Source organism: Gordonia sp. NPDC003504, from assembly GCF_053587995.1.
In genome coordinates this window covers 1-21,196 of sequence record NZ_JBSFPC010000016.1, presented here as the reverse complement: position 1 = coordinate 21,196, position 21,196 = coordinate 1, and the positions used below count along the sequence as shown (strand labels likewise).

The 21,196-nt window shown below is 66.4% G+C and carries 24 protein-coding genes, 6 tRNA genes and 1 riboswitch; of the genes, 15 read left to right on the top strand and 15 right to left on the bottom strand.

Annotated elements, in window-relative coordinates:
• The first annotated feature begins 2 nt into the window (after nt 1–2).
• The 3 genes from hemG to ACWDPV_RS21700 are packed head-to-tail and all read left to right on the top strand — an operon-like array spanning nt 3 to nt 2,269.
• Complete coding sequence (gene hemG, locus ACWDPV_RS21710) at nt 3–1,403, top strand: protoporphyrinogen oxidase (protein WP_449744625.1); 1,401 nt, start codon at nt 3–5, stop codon at nt 1,401–1,403.
• Nucleotides 1,404–1,451: 48 nt separating this feature from the next.
• Nucleotides 1,452–2,147: a hydrogen peroxide-dependent heme synthase gene (hemQ, locus tag ACWDPV_RS21705; RefSeq protein ID WP_449744624.1), complete on the top strand. Its 696-nt coding sequence runs from the start codon at nt 1,452–1,454 to the stop codon at nt 2,145–2,147.
• Nucleotides 2,144–2,269: a hypothetical protein gene (locus ACWDPV_RS21700; RefSeq protein WP_449744623.1), complete on the top strand. Its 126-nt coding sequence runs from the start codon at nt 2,144–2,146 to the stop codon at nt 2,267–2,269. The genes hemQ and ACWDPV_RS21700 overlap by 4 nt, the downstream gene beginning before the upstream one ends.
• A 16-nt stretch (nt 2,270–2,285) precedes the next feature.
• On the opposite strand, the gene msrB is transcribed toward ACWDPV_RS21700, so the two are convergent.
• Nucleotides 2,286–2,717, bottom strand: a complete 432-nt coding sequence (gene msrB, locus ACWDPV_RS21695; RefSeq protein WP_449744622.1) for a peptide-methionine (R)-S-oxide reductase MsrB — start codon at nt 2,715–2,717, stop codon at nt 2,286–2,288.
• Nucleotides 2,718–2,922: 205 nt separating this feature from the next.
• Between msrB and ACWDPV_RS21690 the strand changes: the two genes are divergently transcribed.
• A complete protein-coding gene (locus ACWDPV_RS21690) occupies nt 2,923–3,105 on the top strand; it encodes a hypothetical protein (RefSeq protein WP_449744621.1) in 183 nt (60 codons plus the stop codon).
• Nucleotides 3,106–3,234: 129 nt separating this feature from the next.
• Here the strand turns inward: ACWDPV_RS21690 and ACWDPV_RS21685 are convergent, their stop codons facing one another.
• The 3 genes from ACWDPV_RS21685 to ACWDPV_RS21675 form a co-directional block, all read right to left on the bottom strand.
• Nucleotides 3,235–4,503, bottom strand: coding sequence for a glycosyltransferase family 87 protein (locus tag ACWDPV_RS21685; protein WP_449744620.1), 1,269 nt, complete (start codon nt 4,501–4,503; stop codon nt 3,235–3,237).
• A 92-nt stretch (nt 4,504–4,595) separates the two neighbouring features.
• A complete protein-coding gene (locus ACWDPV_RS21680) occupies nt 4,596–6,161 on the bottom strand; it encodes an alpha/beta hydrolase (protein ID WP_449744669.1) in 1,566 nt (521 codons plus the stop codon).
• Between the two features lie 115 nt (nt 6,162–6,276).
• Nucleotides 6,277–7,044 carry a pyrimidine reductase family protein gene (locus tag ACWDPV_RS21675; protein WP_449744619.1) on the bottom strand — a complete coding sequence of 256 codons (768 nt, stop codon included), beginning with the start codon at nt 7,042–7,044 and terminating at the stop codon, nt 6,277–6,279.
• A 37-nt stretch (nt 7,045–7,081) separates the two neighbouring features.
• Between ACWDPV_RS21675 and zapE the strand changes: the two genes are divergently transcribed.
• The 5 genes from zapE (at nt 7,082) to ACWDPV_RS21650 (ending at nt 11,176) form a co-directional block, all read left to right on the top strand.
• The gene (gene zapE / locus ACWDPV_RS21670; RefSeq protein WP_449744618.1) at nt 7,082–8,095 is read left to right on the top strand and encodes a cell division protein ZapE; all 1,014 of its coding nucleotides are present in this window, start codon (nt 7,082–7,084) and stop codon (nt 8,093–8,095) included.
• 78 nt (nt 8,096–8,173) lie between these two features.
• Nucleotides 8,174–9,247 (top strand): hypothetical protein, encoded by a 1,074-nt coding sequence (locus ACWDPV_RS21665; RefSeq protein WP_449744617.1) that lies wholly within the window; start codon nt 8,174–8,176, stop codon nt 9,245–9,247.
• 13 nt (nt 9,248–9,260) lie between these two features.
• Entirely contained in the window at nt 9,261–9,461 is a 201-nt protein-coding gene (locus ACWDPV_RS21660; RefSeq protein WP_449744616.1) for a hypothetical protein, read from the top strand.
• A gap of 106 nt (nt 9,462–9,567) precedes the next feature.
• Nucleotides 9,568–9,972, top strand: coding sequence for a DUF6285 domain-containing protein (locus tag ACWDPV_RS21655; RefSeq protein ID WP_449744615.1), 405 nt, complete (start codon nt 9,568–9,570; stop codon nt 9,970–9,972).
• Nucleotides 9,973–9,985: 13 nt separating this feature from the next.
• Nucleotides 9,986–11,176 carry an acyl-CoA dehydrogenase family protein gene (locus ACWDPV_RS21650; protein WP_449744614.1) on the top strand — a complete coding sequence of 397 codons (1,191 nt, stop codon included), beginning with the start codon at nt 9,986–9,988 and terminating at the stop codon, nt 11,174–11,176.
• A gap of 26 nt (nt 11,177–11,202) precedes the next feature.
• On the opposite strand, the gene ACWDPV_RS21645 is transcribed toward ACWDPV_RS21650, so the two are convergent.
• A complete protein-coding gene (locus ACWDPV_RS21645; protein ID WP_449744613.1) occupies nt 11,203–12,207 on the bottom strand; it encodes a phosphotransferase family protein in 1,005 nt (334 codons plus the stop codon).
• A 180-nt stretch (nt 12,208–12,387) separates the two neighbouring features.
• Here ACWDPV_RS21645 and ACWDPV_RS21640 point away from each other — a divergent pair, with 180 nt between their 5' ends.
• Both ACWDPV_RS21640 and ACWDPV_RS21635 read left to right on the top strand, forming a co-directional pair.
• Nucleotides 12,388–12,846 (top strand): DUF2306 domain-containing protein, encoded by a 459-nt coding sequence (locus tag ACWDPV_RS21640; RefSeq protein ID WP_449744612.1) that lies wholly within the window; start codon nt 12,388–12,390, stop codon nt 12,844–12,846.
• 18 nt (nt 12,847–12,864) lie between these two features.
• The gene (locus ACWDPV_RS21635) at nt 12,865–13,119 is read left to right on the top strand and encodes a hypothetical protein (RefSeq protein WP_449744611.1); all 255 of its coding nucleotides are present in this window, start codon (nt 12,865–12,867) and stop codon (nt 13,117–13,119) included.
• Here ACWDPV_RS21635 and ACWDPV_RS21630 read toward each other — a convergent pair.
• The 10 genes from ACWDPV_RS21630 to ACWDPV_RS21585 form a co-directional block, all read right to left on the bottom strand.
• Entirely contained in the window at nt 13,092–13,652 is a 561-nt protein-coding gene (locus ACWDPV_RS21630; protein ID WP_449744610.1) for a GNAT family N-acetyltransferase, read from the bottom strand. The two genes, ACWDPV_RS21635 and ACWDPV_RS21630, sit on opposite strands and share 28 nt — an antisense overlap.
• A 265-nt stretch (nt 13,653–13,917) precedes the next feature.
• Nucleotides 13,918–14,343, bottom strand: a complete 426-nt coding sequence (locus ACWDPV_RS21625) for a DUF1622 domain-containing protein (protein ID WP_449744609.1) — start codon at nt 14,341–14,343, stop codon at nt 13,918–13,920.
• Between the two features lie 9 nt (nt 14,344–14,352).
• Nucleotides 14,353–15,048, bottom strand: coding sequence for a class I SAM-dependent DNA methyltransferase (locus ACWDPV_RS21620; RefSeq protein WP_449744608.1), 696 nt, complete (start codon nt 15,046–15,048; stop codon nt 14,353–14,355).
• Nucleotides 15,049–15,065: 17 nt separating this feature from the next.
• Complete coding sequence (locus ACWDPV_RS21615) at nt 15,066–15,839, bottom strand: 3-oxoacyl-ACP reductase (RefSeq protein ID WP_449744607.1); 774 nt, start codon at nt 15,837–15,839, stop codon at nt 15,066–15,068.
• Nucleotides 15,833–15,929, bottom strand: a riboswitch (TPP riboswitch). Its footprint overlaps the gene before it by 7 nt.
• A 126-nt stretch (nt 15,930–16,055) precedes the next feature.
• Entirely contained in the window at nt 16,056–16,205 is a 150-nt protein-coding gene (locus ACWDPV_RS21610) for a hypothetical protein (RefSeq protein ID WP_449744606.1), read from the bottom strand.
• A 150-nt stretch (nt 16,206–16,355) separates the two neighbouring features.
• A tRNA-Val gene (locus ACWDPV_RS21605) sits at nt 16,356–16,427 on the bottom strand.
• 20 nt (nt 16,428–16,447) lie between these two features.
• Nucleotides 16,448–16,520, bottom strand: a tRNA-Gly gene (locus ACWDPV_RS21600).
• Nucleotides 16,521–16,657: 137 nt separating this feature from the next.
• Nucleotides 16,658–16,732 (bottom strand) — tRNA-Val (locus tag ACWDPV_RS21595).
• A 33-nt stretch (nt 16,733–16,765) separates the two neighbouring features.
• Nucleotides 16,766–16,839: transfer RNA gene (locus ACWDPV_RS21590), tRNA-Cys, on the bottom strand.
• A gap of 22 nt (nt 16,840–16,861) precedes the next feature.
• Nucleotides 16,862–16,934, bottom strand: a tRNA-Gly gene (locus ACWDPV_RS21585).
• A gap of 309 nt (nt 16,935–17,243) precedes the next feature.
• Between ACWDPV_RS21585 and ACWDPV_RS21580 the strand changes: the two genes are divergently transcribed.
• The 4 genes from ACWDPV_RS21580 (at nt 17,244) to ACWDPV_RS21565 (ending at nt 21,105) form a co-directional block, all read left to right on the top strand.
• A tRNA-Val gene (locus ACWDPV_RS21580) sits at nt 17,244–17,318 on the top strand.
• 84 nt (nt 17,319–17,402) lie between these two features.
• Nucleotides 17,403–18,167 (top strand): hypothetical protein, encoded by a 765-nt coding sequence (locus tag ACWDPV_RS21575; protein WP_449744605.1) that lies wholly within the window; start codon nt 17,403–17,405, stop codon nt 18,165–18,167.
• 423 nt (nt 18,168–18,590) lie between these two features.
• Nucleotides 18,591–20,291, top strand: coding sequence for an FUSC family protein (locus tag ACWDPV_RS21570; RefSeq protein WP_449744604.1), 1,701 nt, complete (start codon nt 18,591–18,593; stop codon nt 20,289–20,291).
• Nucleotides 20,292–20,748: 457 nt separating this feature from the next.
• Nucleotides 20,749–21,105 (top strand): hypothetical protein, encoded by a 357-nt coding sequence (locus tag ACWDPV_RS21565; RefSeq protein WP_449744603.1) that lies wholly within the window; start codon nt 20,749–20,751, stop codon nt 21,103–21,105.
• Nucleotides 21,106–21,196: the final 91 nt, after the last annotated feature.

Genomic DNA, 21,196 nt, shown 5'->3' with positions numbered 1-21,196 from the left:
CGATGGCGGTGCGCATCGCGATCGTCGGCGCCGGGATCTCCGGCCTGGTTGCGGCGCTGCGTCTGCGGCAGGGATTCGGTGCCGACGCACAGATCGACGTGTACTGCGACGATGACCGCCCGGGCGGCATCCTGCGCACCGTGGACGTCGGCGGATCGCCGGTGGATGTCGGCGCCGAGGCCTTCATCGTCCACCGACCCGAGGCACTCGATCTGGTCACCGAACTCGGACTGGCCGACCGCGTCGTGTCGCCGACCACCCGGCGACCGGCGATCTGGTCCGCCGGCACGTTGCATCCGCTGCCGGCACCCGCCTTGATGGGGATACCGCGGTCGGCGACGGCGGTCGAGGGTCTTGTCGATCCGGTCGACCTGAGGCTCATCGACAGCGAACCCACCCGACCCCTGCGCTGGCATCCGGGGACCGATATCAGTGTCGGCGAATTGGTCGCCGGGCGGTTCGGTCTGTCGGTGGTGGATCGTAGCGTCGACCCGATGCTGGGCGGGGTCTATTCCAGTCTTGCTCGTGATATCGGTGTGCGCGAGGCGATTCCGGCCCTGGCGGCGCGCCTGGACGCGGGGGCAGGGAGCCTCACCGAGGCCGTCGGTGGCCTGCTCGACGAGAGTCGCGGTACCGGACCCGTCTTCGGCACACTCCTCGGTGGGTATCAGGTGCTCGTCGACGCCGTGATCGACGCAGCACGCCCGCGACTCATCACCGGATGTGCGGTCGCCGAGGTCACCCGAGTCGAGCGCTCCTGGTCGGTTCGCACCGCCGCGGGCGCCGGCCCCGGACCGGTTTATGACGGAGTCGTCGTGGCGGTCCCGGCCTGGATCGCCGCGCACCTTCTGCGCACTTCGGTACCCGCCGTCGTACCAGGACTGCGCGCCGTCGAACCTGCGTCGTCGGTGGTGGTGTCGGTCGCCCTGCGGCCGGAAACCCAGCTGCCCGACAACTCCGGGGTGCTGGTGGCCACCGGAGAAGACCTGCGGGCCAAGGCATTCACGCTGAGCTCACGAAAGTGGGCGCACCTGGACTCACCCGACCGTCCCGTTTCGGTGCGAGCGTCTTTCGGTCGCTACGGTGCGCCGATCCCCGGCGAGGACACCGAACCGGGCATCGACGAGCGGTTGCGGGTGTGGGCGCTCGATGATCTCGACCGCGTGTGCTCCGCGGCCGGCGTCCCGGCGCCGTCGTCGCGAGTTGTGGCGACCTATCTGCAACGGTGGACGGGCGGCCTGCCGCGCTACGCCCCGGGCCATCTCGCCCGGATGACGCAACTACTCGGGGAATGTCCGCGCGGGCTGGTGCTGGCCGGGTCGTCGTATTCCGGTGTCGGGGTGCCGGCCTGTATCGGACAAGCCGGGCGTGCGGCCGCAGCGCTGCTCGACGACCTCGGCTGAGCATCCCTGGCTGCCGGGCACATCGGCGACGGTGGCACGATTGACGACATGAGCCGCCTGGATTACGCCGCACTGAACTCCACCATCCGTTACCTGATGTTCTCGGTCTTCTCGGTCCGGCCCGGAGAACTCGGCGACGACCGGGACGCCGTGAAGTCCGACGTCACCGACTTCTTCAAGTCTCTCGAGGACACCGACGTGGTGGTCCGCGGCGTCTACGACGTCTCCGGTCTTCGGGCCGACGCCGACTACATGATCTGGTGGCACGCCGAGAAGCTCGAAGATCTGCAGGCCGCCTACAACCGGTTCCGTCGCGAGACCCTGCTGGGACGCGGGAGCAACGCGGTGTGGAGCAACGTCGCGCTGCATCGCCCGGCGGAGTTCAACAAGAGTCACATCCCGGCCTTCCTGGCGGGGGAGGAGCCCGGCAACTACATCTGCGTCTACCCGTTCGTGCGGTCGTATGAGTGGTACCTGCTGCCCGACGAGGAGCGGCGCACGATGCTCGCCGACCACGGCAAGGCCGCCCGCGGGTACAAGGACGTCCGGGCCAACACCGTCGCATCCTTCGCGCTCGGCGACTACGAGTGGCTCTTGGCCTTCGAGGCGCCAGAGCTGCACCGGATCGTCGATCTCATGCGCGATCTGCGTGCCACCGAGGCCCGCATGCATGTGCGTGAGGAGACCCCGTTCTTCACCGGTCCGCGGATAGAGCCGACGGCGCTGGTCGACGCACTTCCGTGAGGCAGCGGCGGTCGTGGTTGGGATTGGCGGTGGTCACCGGCGCGGGTCTGGTCTCGTCCGGGTGCGCAGTGGGACTCGACGGCATCCCGTTGACGATCGAGTCGGTGACGGTGTCGGACTGAGACGGTGTCGGACTGATCAGCCCTCGTCCGGCTCCATCGTCAGACTGATCGAATTGATGCAGTAGCGCAGGTCGGTGGGGGTGTCGTAACCCTCGCCGGCGAAGACGTGACCCAGGTGGCTGCCACAGTTGGCGCACAGCACCTCCGTGCGGCGCATGCCCAGCGAGTCGTCGGATCGTTCGATGATCGCGTCCCCGGCGAGCGGGGAGAAGAACGACGGCCACCCGCAGTGCGAGTCGAACTTCTGCTCGCTGCGGAACAATTCGGAGCCGCACGCGCGGCAGCGGTAGACGCCGACGGTCTTGCTGTCGGTGTACTCACCGGTGAAGGGGGCCTCGGTACCGGCTTGGCGAAGGACGCGATACTCGGCGGGGGACAGGCGTTCGCGCCACTCGGCGTCGGACAGGTCGGCGAGATCGGCAGGACTCTGTGCGGGCGTGTCGGTCATGTCGTCCACGGTACGAGGCGACGGCCGGTGCCGCCACGACGGCGTCCTCCGAACAGCGCGCCCCAGACCAGGACACGAGTCGTTCAAGTGTCGGGGCGCGCGCGGATCATCTCCCGGGAGGGCTCACTGTCGTCCGGTGCAGGGAACACCCTCACTCGGGCAAGACTGGTCCGTCACCCGGCGAGTCAAGGCGTGGAAGCCGCGGATGTCGACCGACTTCGACACCATCCCGGTCGTCTGGACCGATCAGGCGCGGCGTCAACCGGTGCCGTCGCCGGTGAATCGTTCGATATCCGACCGGATCGATGACCCGCGGCGCGACGTGCGTGACACGTCGGCGAGTGGCGGCGGCCGCGTCGGACGGATTCTCCTGTTCTTGGTGTTCTGAACAGTTCGTGCGTGGCCGTACCGCGTCGTCGGCGCGGATGAGTGACATCGCACGATCGCTCACCGACGAATGCTTCCGCACGACCGCGGTCGCCGAGCGGCAGCATGCCCAGGGCTGGTGACCCGGGGATTACGCCGAGGCCGACTCGGGTGATGTCGTGGCGGACACCCCTGTCACGTCGCCCTCAGCCGACGGCGACCACTGGTTCCACCGTCCCGCCACACCGTCGCGGCGCATGTCCAGATACCGGAACAGCAACGAACAGAACACCGCGATCATCAGCAGCGACCACCCCCAGGTGACTTTGTTGTACTCGAGTTGCCGCCCGAATCCGTCCCATCGGGTCGATAGGAAGCTGTCGAGCGTGAAGCAGCCGTACACACCGAGCCAGGCGGGCCAGTTACGCATCGCGGAACCGGGGATCAGCACCGTCATCAGCAGCGGGAACAGCAGCATCGAGTAGTAACCCTGGCCGAGTGACCCGACCAGAAACGTCGTGCACAGCAACACTCCCGACGACGTGGCCATCCACAGCAGTTCATTGGTGTGCCGGTAGTAGCGATAGAGGAACCACAACGAGAAGATCGCCATCAGCGTGAACGCGATGCGCAGGACGACGATCAGCCAGTCGGCCACTCCGAAGTAGGCGCCGTTGCCGGTAATGGAGCTGTTGTAGTAGTCGCGGGTCGAAGTCAGGTACGGAACCGTGTGCGACAGGAAGGACTTGGGGTCGGCCGACACCGGCCACGCCAGAATCGTGAGCAGCACGGGAATGCCGATGGCGCCCACGAATATCCGCCACTGACGCGTCAGCAGAGGAAGCAGTAACAGCGGCGCGAGGACCGGTTTGACGGCCAGCGTCAGGCCGATGGGCACGCCGGCCCACCAGTCGTGGTTGCGCAGCATCAAGATCATGAACGCGAGCATGCCGAGCAGGACGAAGGCGTTGAAGTTGGTGAAGATCAGCGTGTGCGCGACGGTCTCGGTGCTGAAGAAGAAGAACAGCACCGTCGGCATCACCCAGGTGTTCACGCTGTACCCGAACAGCCGCGTGATCAGGTAAGCGCACGCGATCAGCGCGATCACGCTGACAGCGATGAACAACCAGCGGGAACGCTCGGGGTCGATGACCGCGATCGGCGACATGAGCAGCGTGCCCGACGGCGGGTACAGATAGTGCGGGTCGACGGTGTCAAGATTCTCCGCGTACACCGGCCGATGGTTGAGGAAGGCCAACGCGGCGTTGTAGACCGGTTTGAAATCGTCGGTTCGGTCACCGTTGACGCCGAGAATCACCGAGCGCTGGAGAATCATCAGCACGCTCAGTGGCCAGAGCACCAGCGGGATGATGCGTTGCGCGGGCATCTGCGGGTAGAGATACCTGTCGAGAATTGCCACCCGCGAACCGTACTACGGACGCCACCCGGAATTCGATCAGCCCCGCGCGGGCACACCGCCGCGCCCACCGGGGTGGATCTCGTCGAAGGCAGTCAGCTGGGGCACCCACGGTCGGCGGGACCGGTGAGCGGGTACTTCTCGACATACTCGGCGACGAGGTCGGCGACGCAGCTGCTGCGCGACACCGCCGAATACCCCAACCCGGCCCAGCTGACGGTCACCGGCTGGGCCTGGGCTCGGGCGAAGACAGGGTCGAGTGCCGCGGCGCCGGTGCCGCCGTTGATCGGGTCTCCGGGGTTGTCGAGGATCAGCGGCACCACCGGGAAGCTGTTGGGCGGGTTGACCGCCTCGGCCGGTGCCCAGCCGTTGCACCGCATCAGCGACAGCGCGGTGTCGGTGCCGGTCAGCGGATTCTGTTTGGTCCAGGTCGTGATGAGGCCGTTGATCTCGTTCTGGCTGACGGGGCCGCTGACGTCGTTGCATTCGGCGACGATCTGTCCATCGGTCAGACGCAGTGCCTCCGACCGCGTGGCCAGATCACGAAGTGCGCCGACGTCACCACGGTTGGCTGCGGAGATGGCGGTGGCGACGCCGCCGATCCCGTCGGCGGTGCCGGGTGCCAGCGCGATCCCGGTGGTGATCGCGGCGAGCGCCTGGGTGTCGGACAGCCCGCCGAGGTCGCCGGTGCGTCCCTTCGCCAGGACCGAGGCGATGGTGTCCGCGCCGTCGGACCCGAGCGCGCAGGCCGACCCGAGCGCTGCGCACCGTTGCGCGAACGTGGTGAGGGCGGCCTGGACACCGGTGGCCTGCGCGGCGCCGGTGTCGCGGGCGTTGGCGCCGAACGGAACGGGGGTGTCGAGGATCATCCGGCCGGTACGGCCGCCGTACAGGGAGGTGTAGGCGATCACCACATCGGACCCCTCGCCGAGCCCGATGAGACCGAGCTGGGGGACATCCCAGGCCTTGCGCAGGGTCTCCAGGTCGGAGGCGGCGCCGGCGACGCCGAAGGCCAGTTGGTCGGGGGACAGGGTCTCGGTACAGCCGTCGGACGCCGACGAGGCGGCGGTGGCCAGCGCGGCGATGCGCCGGTCGGTGGTGGCGCCCGGGGTGAGACCGTTGTCGGCCATGGTGTCGCGTTCGGTGCGGGTCAGGCAGTCCAACGCGGTGCTGCGGGGAATCCCGCGGCGATCGATCGCGACGATCGGATGCTTGTCGACGAGCGAACGTCCCGGACCGGATGCGAGCAGCATCAACGCCCGCGACGACGGCATGTCGACGCCGGACGTCAGGACGAGCGGTGCGGCGTCGGCGGGGGTGGCGTCGGTGGTGATGCGAGTGGCGGCGACGGTGAGTCCCGAATTGGACTGGTCGGGGTCGATGGGCGAGGTGTACTTCGCGCAGTCGACCGTCACACCCGACTGCACGGTCACCGCGTAGGCGTCGGCGATCGCGGGTCCGCACCCCGACCACGAGAGTTCCTTCGCCGGCTTCTGCAGGGTGGGGACGGGCGGAGGTGCACTCGAGGTGGCCGGCGCGGCGCCACCTTCTCCGCCACCCGGAACGAGATCCGGTCCCGGGTTGGGGCCGACGGCGCAACCGGCGACGCCGAGAACGACGACCGTCGCCGCCATCAGCTGCCGGCGCGCTCGACGCCACATCGCGCGCCGGCCCATCTCGGCTCGCCGGGGTGACGAGGCCGGTCGTGAATGTGCGTCGCCACCTGAACCCATGACGGCGAGCCTAGTCATCTCCGCACACCTGCTTGGTCACCGATCAGTTCGCGCGCGTCCAGCGGGTGTAGAGGAAGCCGTCGTCGTCGCCGAGGATGTGGTGTGGACGCATCGTCGGCGGCGTGTCGACGGGCGCGGGTCCGTGCGCGATGCGTGCGGCGTCGCCGGCGGCGAGGGTCGGGCTGATGGTGAGGCACAGTTCGTCGAGGAGGTCGTCGGCGATGATCGACCCGAGCAGGCCCGGACCGCCTTCGCAGAGGACCCGGAGCAGGCCCCGCTCGGCGAGATGGTCGAGGACGCGGCCGAACTCGACCTTCTCGGTTCCGCAGTCGACGATGGTCGCGCCGGCGTCCATCAAGGCCCGGCGGCGGTCGGCCGGTGAGTCCGCACAGGTCAGGACGGTGGTCGCCGGGTGGGACAGCGGTGGGTAGTCGGGCTGGATCGACAGCGAGTTGCTGATCAGCACCAATTCCGGTGCCGGCGATTGGCCGAGGTCGCTGCGTGCCGCCGCGAAGGCCTCGTCGGCTTCGGGCTGGTGATAGCTCTCGGCGGTCGCGGTGCCGGCCCCGACCACCACGACATCCGCCAGGCCGCGCAGGGTCCGGAAGATCGCGCGGTCGGTGTCGGACCCCAACCCTCCGGACTTGCCGTCGACCGACGACGCCCCGTCGACCGAGGCGACCATGTTCGCGCGGACCACCGGGCGGGTGAGGTCGTCGGGGTAGGGATAGTAATTGCTCAGAACGCGCAATCGGGCGGCGTCGTCGAGCTCATCGGATGTGACCTGGGTCGCTTTATGCTGATAGAGCATTATTCCTCGTGGTCGGCACTGACTAGGCTTGCGGTCCATGGTGGCACGTCTGTCCGACCGGAACCCGGTGGTCCCTCCCGAGCAGTTGATCGAGGAGATGGTCCCGCCGTCCACATTCGACGACGTGAGCTTTGACAGCTACATCCCCGATCCCAACGAGCCGTCCCAGGCGCAGGCGGTCGCCAAGGCCCGCGCCTTCGTCGAGCGGGCACGTTCGGCACGGGGCGGCAAGAAGGGATTGTTCTCCCGGAAGAAGGACCCGCAGGGAATCGGCCTGTACCTCGACGGCGGGTTCGGCGTCGGCAAGACCCACCTGCTCGCGTCGATCTACCACGCGATGCCCGCACCGAAATCGTTCGCCACCTTCGTCGAACTGACCCACCTCGTCGGCGCGTTGGGCTTCATGAACGCCGTTGAACGCCTCTCCGAGCAGAGCGTGCTCTGCATCGACGAGTTCGAACTCGACGATCCGGGCGACACCATGATCGTGTCGCGGCTACTCACCGAGCTCACCGCCAAGGGCGTGTCCATCGCCGCCACCTCGAACACCCTGCCCGGACAGCTCGGCGAGGGTCGGTTCGCCGCGCAGGACTTCCTCCGCGAGATCAAGAAGCTCTCCGCCATCTTCGAGACCATCCGCGTCGACGGTCCCGACTACCGGCACCGCGACCTGCCGCCGGCCCCGGAGCCCAAGACCGACGCCGAGCTGACCGAGCTCGCCACGTCGACGCCCAATGCGACGCTCGACGACTTCGATGAGCTCTGCGCCCATTTGGCCAAGCTGCACCCGTCGAAGTACAAGGATCTCGTCGAGGGCGTCTCGCTGGTCTGCATCTCCGACGTGCATCCGGCGTCGGATCAGTCGGTGGCACTGCGGATCGTCGTTCTCGCCGACCGCCTCTACGACGCCAACATCCCGGTCACCGTGTCCGGCAGCAAACTCGACGAGATCTTCACCGAGGAGATGCTGCACGGCGGTTACCGCAAGAAGTACCTGCGCGCGACGTCGCGACTGCTGGCATTGTCGAGGTTCGCCGAATCGTCTGTCTGAGGCGACGGTTCGCCTGCATCCGGGCCGGCACCGCTACCGTGGGTCCCGCCGGAACCGATCTGACGAGGGGCGCGTGCAGTGAAAGAATACGAACTGTCCGAAGCGGATTCGGCGGCGTTATCCGATGCGATCTTCGCGCCGTGGGGTGTGAACCGGATGGACATCCGCCAGTACGGATCTGTGGAGAAGGCCCTGGCGAAGCTCGGTCCCGTACCAGAGTGGGATCGGGCGGTGTTCGTCGTGAATGTGCGCGGGGGCTCATCGGTCGGCATGCATGCGCGCATCCGAACCGGCGTAGGCCGTAGCGGTTGGCATGGACCGCGCCACTCCGAACCGCCGGTGACCCTGGAGATCGCCGAGGCGATCGGTGCCTCGATCATGACTACCGACCGGATGACGGTGATCATCGCGGCCGACCGTGCGACGGGCGGAATTCATGCGTACACGTCGACCGGTCCGGAAGCCTCGTTCTGGAACGAGGCGACCCTGTCGGTGGATCGCGCCGAGATCGGGAAGCTCTTCGGTGAGCGTGTCGATGGGGCTGCGGCCGAAGGCGATTCGATCCCGGAGGCGGACAGGTCCGACTGGCGTGCGGTGCTGCCGGAGGATCGGCAGCTAACGGGCACCCTGGTCCGGATCGAGGGTGTCGCGCGCGACGAGCGGGGAGCGGTGGTCGTCTTGCCGTCAGGTACCACAACCGGCGATGAGCAGCGATACTTCGCCGCCGACGATGCTCCGCGGGTGACCGGCGACCTCGCCATCGTCGCCGAGGGTGACGATTCCGCGACTCGGGTCCGCGTCCGGACCGATCTCCTGCGGGTCAGACGACCGCGTCCGCCTGTGCGCGCCGGCGTGTTCACACAGAACCTCGCAGGCCGCTGGCGGTTGGTGCGGGTGCAGGAGACCGAGGTCGACTTCGACGAGACCGCCGACGACGAGGCCTGGTTGGATGGTCGGCCGGACCCGTCGGCGACGACGCGGAACGCATTGGGACCGGTCGAGGTCGGCCTACGGATCGAACTGACCATTCGTCCCGACGGATCGTTCTACGAGCTCACCGACGGTCGCATCGAATCGTCGATCCGGTTCTACGACGACGGTAATGACCACTCCCTGGGGAGCATGTTCGCCCGGGCACCTGGTCAGCCGTGAACGACGTGACTTCATGCGATCGGCGTGGGACGACCAGGCGTGGGGAGCGGTCGGGCGGCAGTCGTACCCCGACATCGTCGAAGAACTCATCCTCGGTCCCGACGGCACGTTGACCCGAGTGCAGAACGTCGTCGATGACGGGATGTACCGAATCCGGATCACCCTGGAGTACACACGTGTCGGTGAGTGGGACTCCGGGCAGGCTCCGGAGTAGCCCGCCGCAGGTTAGGCACAGATTTCCGATTGTGTTCCATGTGTCATTGACCACACCCCTGCGACCTGACTAGCATTGGCCACCAGGTTGTGCATGACACCCGGGGATGGAGCCGAAGACGTTGGATGTCAGTGACTTTGGTTCCTCGGGACGTGATCTGGCAGCAGCCGACGACTTCTACGACCGACCCACGGTGATCGAGCTGGTGGGCGCGGTACGTGAGTTCCTGGCCGGTGCGGTGATGGCCGAGACCGCAGGGTCCACCCGATTCCACGCACGAGTGGCGGCCAACGTCCTGGCCATCGTGGAGCGCCAGCTCGCCGCCGATCCCGCAGCCGTCGACGACTTCCATGCCGCGCTCGCCGGACTGGGTGACACCGATGCCGTCGAACTCGTCGACGGCATCCGCGACGGCACGTTGGCCGGCGACGACCGTGTCCACGCACTTCTGACCGCCTCGGTGGAAGCCAAACTCCGCGTGGACAATCCCACGCTGATCGAAAAAAAGTGAACGGGGACAACAGATGACCTTCGAGGTGCCCGAGCACGTCCGGCCGCTGCGTGATCGCGTGTACGAGTTCCTTGTCGAACTGGTCGAACCGGCCGAACCCGAACTCGATGCGGGCGGTCCGGATGCCGACAAGATCATGGCGGAGCTGCGCGCCGAGGCCAAACGCCGCGACCTCTGGGCACTGGGTCATCCCACCGAGATCGGTGGTGGGGGACTGCCGTTCCTGGATTACGTCTACGTCAACGAGGTGCAGGGTCGCAGCGAATACGGGCAACTCGCCCTGGGCACCTGGACGCTGCAGGACTCGATCATGCTGCATCGTCACGCATCCCCGCGCTGGCGCGACATGTACCTGGAAACGCTTGTGCGGGGCGAGATCTCGCCGAGTTTCGGGATGACAGAGCCGGACGTGGCCGGATCGGATCCGACTGGTCTGCAGACCACGGCTGTCCTCGACGGTGACGAGTGGGTCATCACCGGTCGCAAGTGGTTCACCACCGGCGCCGCACAGGCTGCGTACACGACGGTGATGTGCCGGACGGAAACCGACGCCCCACCGCACCGTGCATTCTCGATGATCATCGTGCCCACCGACAATCCCGGCTATCGGATCGTTCGGGACACGCCGGTTCTGGGCTTCGGTGGGCACCACTTCGAGGTGGCCTACGACGATGTGCGAGTGCCCGCGGAAAACATTCTCGGACAACGGGGTAACGGATTCGTCATTGCTCAGGAGCGACTCGGACCGGGGCGCATCTTCCACGCCATGCGATGGCTCGGGCAGGCGCAACGGGCGTTCGATCTCATGTGCAACCGGCTGATCGGACGCACCGCATTCGGTGAGCCACTCGCCGACAAGCAGTTGATGCAGCAACACGTTTTCGAGTCCTACAACGAGATTCAGGCCGCGCGTCTGCTGACCCTCAAGGCGGCCGAACGCATCGACGCGGGCGATCAGGCGCGAGTGGAGATCGGCGCCATCAAGGTCTACGGAGCGCGGATGCTGCACAACGTGATCGACCGCGCCGTACAGGTGCACGGTGCTGCCGGGCTCACCGATGACACCCCGCTCGGCAAGATGTACCGCAACGCCCGATCGGCGCGGATCTACGACGGCCCCGACGAGGTGCACATCTCGACTGTCGGGCGGCGCATCCTGAAGGAATACCGCAACGGCGGCAACTGGGAATTCGGTGTGCGCTGAGGAGGGTTCGACGCGGAGTGCAAACCTCAGACCCGCGCACCGAGCAGACTCAGTAGTTCCCACTCGTTCTCACTGACCCGGCGCCCGATGGCGGCCAACTCCACTGACCGGGTGGCGCCGGTCAGGTGCCGCTGCGCCTGATGCACGCAGATCAGTCCCCACCGCAGGGTGCCGTACACCTGCCACCAGAACACGGCGTCGCGGTCGACGGTCGTTCCGCTCTCGGATTCGTATGCGCCGACGAACTCGTCGAGATCGCATAGCCCCCCGACCACACCTGCGCCACCGAATCGCCACGCCTTCACGCACATCCAGCCCAGATCTTCCAGCGGATCGCCGACGTGCGCCAGCTCCCAGTCGAGGACGGCGGCCAGGCCGTCATCGTCAACCAGGATGTTGCCGACCCGAAAATCGCCGTGCACCAGCGCACGTCCGGACTGCGCCGGCCGGTGATCTTTGAGCCACGCCAGGGCGTATTCGAAGGTGGGCATCGGGCGGTCGATGGCATCGAGTTCACGGTGCCAGGACTCGAGGGGGTCGTCGTCCGGCAGCCCCGGAATCGTGTCGGGATCGATGCTGTGCAGACGGGCCAGACCAAGCCCCAATTGCGCACCCAGCGCGTCTCGTGCGGCCGCGAAACGCTCATCGCGCAGGATCTTTCGTGGGATCGATTCACCGTCGACGCGATCCATCACGACGAAATCGCCACCGATGTCCGGGTGGTTCTCACCCGCGGCGACCACTGCGGGCGACGACACCCCGGCCTGCGAAGCGGCGCGCATCAGCGTCGCTTCGCGGGTGAGTGACGAATCCTCGAGCGCACCAGGAAGATCGAGACGGAGGATGAGGTTCAAAGGCACGTCGTCGATGGTGGCGCCGAAGGCCCACGTCTGCCGTGACGCGCCGGCCGGCAGGCGCGTCAGGTCGGTGACGGTGACGTTCCCGGTATGGTGCACCTCTCCCAGAACTGCGACGAGTCCTGACGAAATACGTTCGGCCAGTTCGGATTGACGGGAGTCTGACGGCGGCATGGCTGAAGTCTACGGGCCCATCGTCGAATATCGGACCGATTGGGACGCCCCGGCCACCCGGCACCCGGAAACCGGGGTGGATGTGCGGGTTTACCCGGTGTCGGTCCCGACCCGGCATTCGTAGTCTCGATGTCACCGCGAACTCGTCACGGCGAGTTCCCCTGACCCGGAGGGACACTCATGGCCGCTACGAGATTCGTCAGGGGGCGGTATGTGGTGATCGTGTTGACCTGTGTGGCGGTCGCCGTGATGGCGCCTGCGCCGTACATCGGGTCGCGGATGCACGAGGTGGCGGCGAACGACACCGGGCTGGCGGCGCACTACGCGACGCAACCTCATTGGGTGGTCACGGTTCTCTACGTCCACATGTTCAGCGCCGGTATCGCACTGGGCATCGGGCCGCTGCAGTTCTCGAGGTATGTGCGGTCGAGGTGGGCGTGGCTGCATCGCGTGGTCGGGCGGGTGTACGTTCTTGCGGTCATTCCCGCCGGAGTGTCCGGACTTGTTGTGTCCGCGTTCAGCGCGGCAGGTCTTGCCGGGCTCTTCGGATTCGGATCGCTGGCGCTCCTGTGGCTGACGTTCACCGCACGTGGCACGCTGTGGGCCCGCCGCGGGGACATCGCACGCCACCGGGCGTGAATGATCCGGGGGTTTGCGATGACCTATGCCGCGGTCACCCTGCGGCTCTGGCAGAGTCTGCTGATGGCCGTGATCGAGGCGGCCGGGGGCGCCGGCGACGTCTTCGCCAGCGCGTACGCACCGGTGCCGTTCCTGTGCTGGATTCCGAATCTCGTTGTCGCCGAGTACCTGATCGCGCGGCGTGGACTCCCCGGATTGCGGTACGTGGTCCCGCCGATGGCGACGCCCACCGCGCCGGTGGTGTCTCAGACGAGTGGCAACGCCATCACGTAGTCATGTTCGATGCTGCCACCCAGGTCGAAGGTCTTCACACCGGCCCGAGCGAACCCGAACTTGCCGTAGAAACGTTGGGCCCGAACGTTTTCCTGATTGACGCCGAGCCAGACCACCACGCTGCCGCGGCGTCGGGCCCGATCGACTGCCGCACGCATCAGCAGGTGCGATGGGGGATCGGCGCGAAGGCGACCGTGGTGGTCGGGGAGCACGTACATCTTCGAGATCTCCGAGCAGGGCCGTGCCGTGACGGCGGCCGCGACGTCGGGATCCGACGGATCCCGGTGATGAACGAGCGCGTAGCCGAGGAGGTCGCCGCCGTCGGTGCGCGCGAGGAAAACGTCGGATTCCGGGGACCGTACGAAGTCGGCGAAGTTGTCGGGGGACAGATGTGCCCGGATGAAACCTGCGATGTCGTCGGGTTGCGCGTGGGGCGGACATGCCAGCGGGAAGGTGGCCGCGGCGACCTCGGCAATGGCGACGGCCGACGCGGGGTCCGTAGCCCGCTCGACCGTGATGGTGGGTGCCGTCATGATGTGGGCCTCACTTCGCACAGATAACCCCTCGCATGACGTGCCACGCGAGGGGGAGTGGGGATGGGCGTGCTACTTCTTGCCGCAGGTGCAGTTCTCTCCGCACGTGCAGTTGGGTCCGCAGGTGCAGTCGGGGTTGTCGCAGGCCGGGGCATTCACATTGTTGATCATGCATACAACGTTACGACACCAGTGATCGACAGGGACACCGTCGTTGGTCCCGAATTCATTGGTCCCGAATTGCCGCGATCGATGCCGATCACCACTACTCGTCGGCGTCGCGGTGGGCCCGGGCCGCGCGTGCGTCACGGGCAACGGCATCGCCGACGACCTGCCCGCCGGAGGTGAGCAGCGCACGTCGCCAGGGAAGGACTCCCTCGATCTCGATCTGGATGGACATCGACAAGATGGTCCGGATCAGCACGATCATCCCGAGGATCGCAGCATCGGTGAGGGACGGTTTGGAAGTGATGGTCCGAATGAGGTCGGCGGCGACCAGGATCTCCAGGCCGAGCAGGATCGCACCGCCCAAGGTCGTCCGCAGCACGGAGAATGCGGCAGCGCCGCCTTCATGCCGCAGCAGCGAGCGGGCACTGAGCACCGCGGCCGTGGCAAATCCGAGAATCATCGCCGCGGCACCGATGGCCTCGAAGGTCACCGCGATGTCGGAGAACGTCTCCTCGATCTTCATGCGGTGACCTTACCGACGTCGTGCTCGGGACGCGGTGTACCGGTCGGTGCGGGAGGGGTTCGGCGGAGCAGGACTTCGGCGGAGGAGGAGATGGACGTGCGGAAAGCGGTTGTCGAGGTCGGGGCGGCTGACAAGACGCCACGACTCGGTGAAGCCGGCGGTAGCGGCGCTGTCGGTCAACGCATCCGGATGCCAGCGCCACGCAGGCGCGACGGCATGGTCGAACTCGTGCACTCCGGCTTCGTCACTGCTCTGCATTGCGACGAGGAGGATGGCACCAGCGGGCAACCGGCGATGCCAGTCGTCCAGTACCGCGTGAACATCGCCCGGCGGGAGATGAATCAGGCTGAAGCGGGAGATGATTCCGGCGGTGGCGTGGAGATCGACGTCGCCCAACCACGCGTCGCCGAGATCGAACCGAAGGTGTGGATATGCCCGGCGTGCATGCGCCAGCATCTGCTCACTAGGATCCACGCCGCGGACGTCGACGCCGTGATCGTTCAGATCGCTTGCGACATGCCCTGTCCCACAACCCACATCGACGACGTGCGCGCCCGACTCGGGCAGCTCGTCGATGAACATGCTGATCGCGTGCCGTTCCAACGGCGACGCGTATGCCGTCGGAAACCGTGTCGCGTACACGTCGGCGAGCGCGTCGTAACCGGGTTGGATGCGGTCACCGGGGCAGGTCCCGGAGGATGTCATGGCTCGTCCCGGTGTCGTCAGTCCTTCACCAGTCCGCCGTCGACCACCAGGTTCTGCCCGGTGACCGCGCGCGACCACGGCGAGAGGAAGAACAGGACGGCGTCGGCGAATTCGGCCGGCGTGGTCACCGACCGCAGCGGAGTCGCGGCCGCGATGGCGTCGAACACCTCGGGCGGCGTGGCGGAACTGGCGTCGGTGGTGCGCAGCAGCCCGCCCGAGACCATGTTCACCGTGATGCCATCCGGGCCGAGATCGGCCGACAGGGTGCGTGTGAGCGCCAGTAACGCGGCTTTGGCTGCGGTGTAATCGTGGTAGGGGACAACGGGATTCTGGACCAGGTTGGTGCCGATGTTGATGATGCGGCCACCGCCGGCTGCCCGCATCCCGGGGAGTGCGGCCTGCACCGTGTGGAGAGCGCCACCGACGACACCACGGAATTGGACGTCGAGCTCGTCGACGCTCAGATCGTCGGCGTGGGATCGGGCGTCGCCGTTGAACGAGTAGTCGGGCAGCGCATTGTTGACGACCGCGGTGATCGGATCGCCGAAATGGGTTGCCGCGCTCTCGATCAGCGATGCTACGGCCGCCCGGTCAGTGACGTCGGCGGGCAGTGCGATGGCATTGGTGCCGATCGTTGCCGCGAGTGCGGCCGCGGCATCGGCGCTGCGACGGTAGTTGATGACGACGCGGGCTCCCTGAGCGGCGACCGCCCGCACGATGTGGGCACCGAGCCCGCGGGCTCCACCGGTGACGAGTACGACGTGTTGGGAAAACGGCAACGCCACAGGCATTCTCAGACCATCCCTTCGCCAGTGCTAACTGGAGCAGGTTCGACGGGTGTGTTCTCAGCCGGCCGGACGCCGGCACCCCGTGTCGTAGGTCATCGAATCGTATTGCCGCGACGGATGCAACCTTCTCGTGTCACGTTCTGCGTGCGACCTTCTGCAGCGGTCGACAGAGACCGCCGGGCCGACGCAGTGCGGTGCGGCGAGGAGGTCGGCGGGTGATCAGACCCCGACGAGGCGACGGGATTCGATCCGTGCAACAGCGGCACGGAGTTCCTCGTCGCGGGCGCGGATGTCATCGACGCGGCGGGTGATGGGAAGCAGGTCGGTGATCACCTCGGCTCCACTGACGGCAACATCGTGGGTGGTCACCCATTCAAGGGTGTACTGCAAGGCGGCGCGGTCCATGGTCATCACTGATCTCGGGTAGCGGGTGGGCTGGGATCTTCTCGGGTCGGTCGCGCTCGGATGGGGCACGTCTGACCCAGCAAGAAACCCACTGCGATGAGTGGGTTTCTCTCGTGCGCGATACAAGGATTGAACTTGTGACCTCTTCCGTGTCAGGGAAGCGCTCTCCCACTGAGCTAATCGCGCGGGATATGAAATTTTGACCGAGCGGATGACGGGATTCGAACCCGCGACCCTCACCTTGGCAAGGTGATGCGCTACCAGCTGCGCTACATCCGCATGACGGCACGCGCGGAAACCGCTACGACGTGCTGCGCAACCATATTCGATGCCGTGGTGATAATCCAAATGCGCAGGCAACGGCGTCGCGGTGGGGCCCTCGGAATGAAAAAACCCGCCGGTTCGGCGGGTTCTCGTGGTGCGCGATACAAGGATTGAACTTGTGACCTCTTCCGTGTCAGGGAAGCGCTCTCCCACTGAGCTAATCGCGCGGGCTATGAAATTGGCGTGGAAATTGACTCCCTTGGAGGTGGCGACGGGAATCGAACCCGTGTGCACGGCTTTGCAGGCCGTTGCCTCACCACTCGGCCACACCACCAGAGGCGAGCTTGCTCGCACCGAGCGGATGACGGGATTCGAACCCGCGACCCTCACCTTGGCAAGGTGATGCGCTACCAGCTGCGCTACATCCGCATGCCCCGCGAGCGATCTTGTGGACCATTGTGCTCGCGATGCGGGACAGAACATTATCCGAACGTTACGGCGATGCCAAATCGCCTGGTCAGCGTCGCGTCCAGGGGAGTTGTGGCACAGGGTCGGCGCCGTTGCGGGTGTGCATGATGGGGTTCCAGGGGTTTCTGGATACGGACGTCGCGGACAACGCAGCTGCTGTCGGCGGCCCACGCGTCGCTGGTCGTCGTCGGTGTCAGGCGATTTGGGTAAACCGGCAACGGGCGTGTACTGTTCCTGCTCGTGCACCGACGCCCCAGAGCGTCGGAACACGGTCCCGTGGCTCAGTGGAAGAGCGTCCCGTTCACACCGGGGAGGTCGCTGGTTCGATCCCAGCCGGGACCACCAGGTTAGAGCGATATTTCGTTGTCTTGCACAACATTTGCACAACATCGACCCGGAAGCCGTCGTGGTGAAGGGAGTCGTCGACTCGTGGGCCACAAGCACGACATCGTGTTCACTGGCCTCATCCACCCGCAAGCAGGGAACTGGCGGCTAGATCACCCGATCAAGTTGGCTAGTGGTAGTCGACAGGTCGAGGTGTACTTCAATCGGTCCGCGTTTAACGTCCGGGTCACCTTCGAGGATGACTACCAAATCGGCAGTGGCAATGAGAACGACTCTGTTTGGCTCAATCCCATCTGGTACGAAGTCGAGGCGTCGGTTCGCGGCGTACTCTCTCTGGGATTTGTCCTTGCTGCATCTCTAGAGATCGAGATGACTACGGGCAGAGCCGACGTAGAGGGGTTCGTGGGTAGCAACACAACGATGCCAGCCTTCGCCCGAGTCGAGGGCGATCGTGTGGAAGCTGAACTGCTCGGGAGGTACCTCGCAGCTGTGGGCCAGAACGCGAACGTGAGGCACGCGCTTGCCGACATGCGGATGGCTCTCCGGCTTTCGATTGACACCGCCTTCTATTGCTACCGCGCAATCGAATGTCTGCGCCATGAGTTCGTACACCTCGAAGACGGCGATAAGACCGCGCCATCGTGGAGCAGGATGCACGCTGCTCTAGGCACGTCAAAAGCTGAGATGGACCCGCTCACGGCGCTGGCTACCGCGCGTCGCCACGGGGAGAGTCTTGCGCTCTCGCATGACGATCGAATCACTTGGCTCCGATGGGCGCGGGAGGTGGTGGCCAAGTACATCGAGGACTACTTGCCGAACGTCCGCGCTGTTGAATCTGGCCAGAGCTGACACAACACTGCCGCCCCGTTTCGATTGGCCTCGAAGTAGGGGCGGCGGTGTTGGTTTCGGGTGAGCGGGCGGTGAACCGATCAGACCGAGGCGCGCACGCCGCACGCCAAGCACGTTTCGCGGCGCGATGAGATCGGTCGGCGAACCGGCCGTCATGGCGACCACCGATCGGCCCCCGACGATCGCTACGCCGGCATCAACGCCTGTCGTTGTCCGAACAGGTCACCGAGAGGGCAAGGCGGACGATCACGGTGACCACCTCGTGCCGGGTTGATCGCCGGATCTCAGCGGTGTCGACGCCTTCCGGCGGCTTCTCGTACTCATCGGGTCGAGCCCGCGTGCGAGTTATGGTGAGTGCCGCCACGCGCCGACGTGCCGTGCGGGCACTGTTCCTGCCGGGTGACATGCCTTAATCTGCCGGATATGTCGGCCGTCAGCGCAGCATTGGTCGCGGCCTTCCGGCCGTCGGGTGCTCCGTTCGCAGTGTCCGGGGCCGTGCGCGCCCTCGTTGCGGGTGGAACGCTGCTGCTCCTCGGTTGGGCCATCGGCGACTGGGACAAGCTGGGTGTTGCGTATCTCGGTGCGGCGTGTTCGGTCGCGTTCGTGATCGGCGACTCGTATCGGGGTCGGCTGACCGGGCTCCTCGCGCAGGCCTCGGGTGCGGTGATCGGGATCGGCATCGGTGGATGGTTCGTCGATGGCCCTACGGCAATGATCGGGCTGGCCGCGTTGGCCGGAGCGGTGTCGGGCCTCGTCGGAGCGGTAGGCCCCGCCGGGCCCGCGTTCGGCATGATGCTCAGCATCGGTGTCGCCTTCGGACAGTTCGGCGGGTCCCATCTGGCTCCCGGCGTCCAAGCCCTCTGGTACCTGATCGGCGTGCTGGTTGTCGGGTTGGTGCACGTCGCGGATTGGCCCTTTCGTCGGGGTGCGGTCCAACGCCGTGCCGCAGCCGGTGTCCGCGACGCGGCAGCCGAGGTGTGCCTGGCGATCGGTCAGGGGGACGCCCGTGCCGCCCGCACCCGCATGGCAGCAGCATCGGCGCAGTCACGAAACGCCGGATGGGATCCGGCAACGGAGGGCATCGCCTACGCAACGGCCGCACTGTACGCGGAGCGGCGACGCGTCCCGGTCGAGGTCGCGGACGCCCTCCACACGGCAGCCGAGCAACTGCGTGCCGGGCAGCCCCAGGAGGTGGTCACCGATTGGCCTCCGACGACACCGGGATTGCGGGCAATGACCCAAGCCCTGACCGTGGATCGCCAAGAACCGTCGCCAGCCAAGGATCGCCGTCGGATCACGTTGGGGCCGTTGGTGACCCGGGAATCGATGACCAACGCGATCCGCATGGCCCTGTGCCTGGGTGTGGCCACGGCGGTGACCCTCGCCGCCCACGATCCGCGCCACTCGTTCTGGCTGCCGCTCACCGTGGCGGTGATCGTGCGCCCGGAGTACGCCTCGATCGTCGTACGAACGGTGAACCGGGTCGTCGGCACCCTCGGCGGGGCACTCGTCGCGGCGGCGGTGCTGACTCTGTGGGACACCGGATTCGCGGTGGCCGCAATTGCCTCGGTAGGCCTGGCCTTCGCCGTATTCACCGCGCCCAAACTGTACGGCCTCAACGTCATCGGCGTCTCGGTGTCTGCGATCCTTGCGTCCTCGATAGGCGGCGCGGACATCGTCGCGCCCGCGATCCGGGTGCTCGACACCGCTGTCGGAGCGCTCATCGCAGTCATCTTCGGTTACCTTCTGTGGCCGGGTGCTCGACGACTCCCACAGCAGGCTCGCATCGACGACGGAATCGACGCGGCTACCGTCTACCTCAATGACGTACTCGGGCCGGGAGCTGTGCGGGACGCGTTCGTCCGCCACCGCGACGACGCCTACCGGCTGGCGCACAGATCGAAGGCGGCATGCCTGGCGGCCTTTGCCGAGCCGCCACCGGTTCCCGCACGGGCTCGGGAAATGCTGCCATTGGCAATCGAATTGGAGGAGATCGTGGACCAGATCACCCAGCTCGCGCTGGCCGCCAACGGCGCCGATTCGCCGCCGCAGGCGAGCGTGGACCGGACCCGCCGGCGCCTCGACAAGCTCCGCGCCGCGGTTGTGGCGACCGCGACCTCATGAGAGTGCCGAGCTCGCGGCCGCCGTCCCGGCATGTCTACTGAGTACATGAGTCCATGAGTCCGTCCACCGGGTCCCATGCAGAGGCCTTGCGGCTCAGCGGCCGACGTCGTTCGGCGCACGGGCAGTTCAGGAAAGCGCGTCACCACGCTCAACACCGACCGGGGTCATGCTCTATCTTGCGGCGGTCGACGACGAGTGTCCCGCCGCATCGCCCGACCGCATCAAGCACGACGAGTCACCGCACTGGCGGCGTTAACCGATCGGGAGGGTGACGGGGTGACTTTGGCGACGGAGGGCGAGACCAACAACGAGATGGCCTCGACATTGCTCGTGAGCGTGAAGGCAGTCGATCCAGAACCTGGCGACCGGCCGTGCCGATCACTCGATGTGGCTCGGCGAGCAATCGTCAAACCTCACCGCTCCAGAGGAGGCGAGGTCAAGCGTTTATTCTTGCGCAGTGAATACACCGAAACGCGGGGCTCCGGCACGGGGAATTGCCGGCCGCCGCCTCACCTACCTGGCTTTCGCTGTGATCGTCGTCGCCTATCTCGCGATCATCAAAGTCAGCGGCACGCTAATCGGCCGCTGGGCTGACGAGGACGACATGCTGACCACCCGAGGGGTGGTCTTCACCATGCTGATCCCGCTCGGGCTTTCCGTCATCTTCACCTACGGTGTCATCGCAGCGCTCGGGTGGTGGCGGCCGGTGATGAGGGACGATCGCCCGGTAAACCGATGGGTCTGGGTCGTGCCCGCGATCCTCCTCGGCGCGATCCTGCTGGGAATCAACTACAGCGCGCTGTCGGAGAAGTGAATCGCCCCGGGTTTGCTGGAGGCTCGGTTAGTTGGTTCCAGCGGATGCCGGGACCGGGTTCTCACGGTAGCTGGTGACCGTGTAGGTCGAC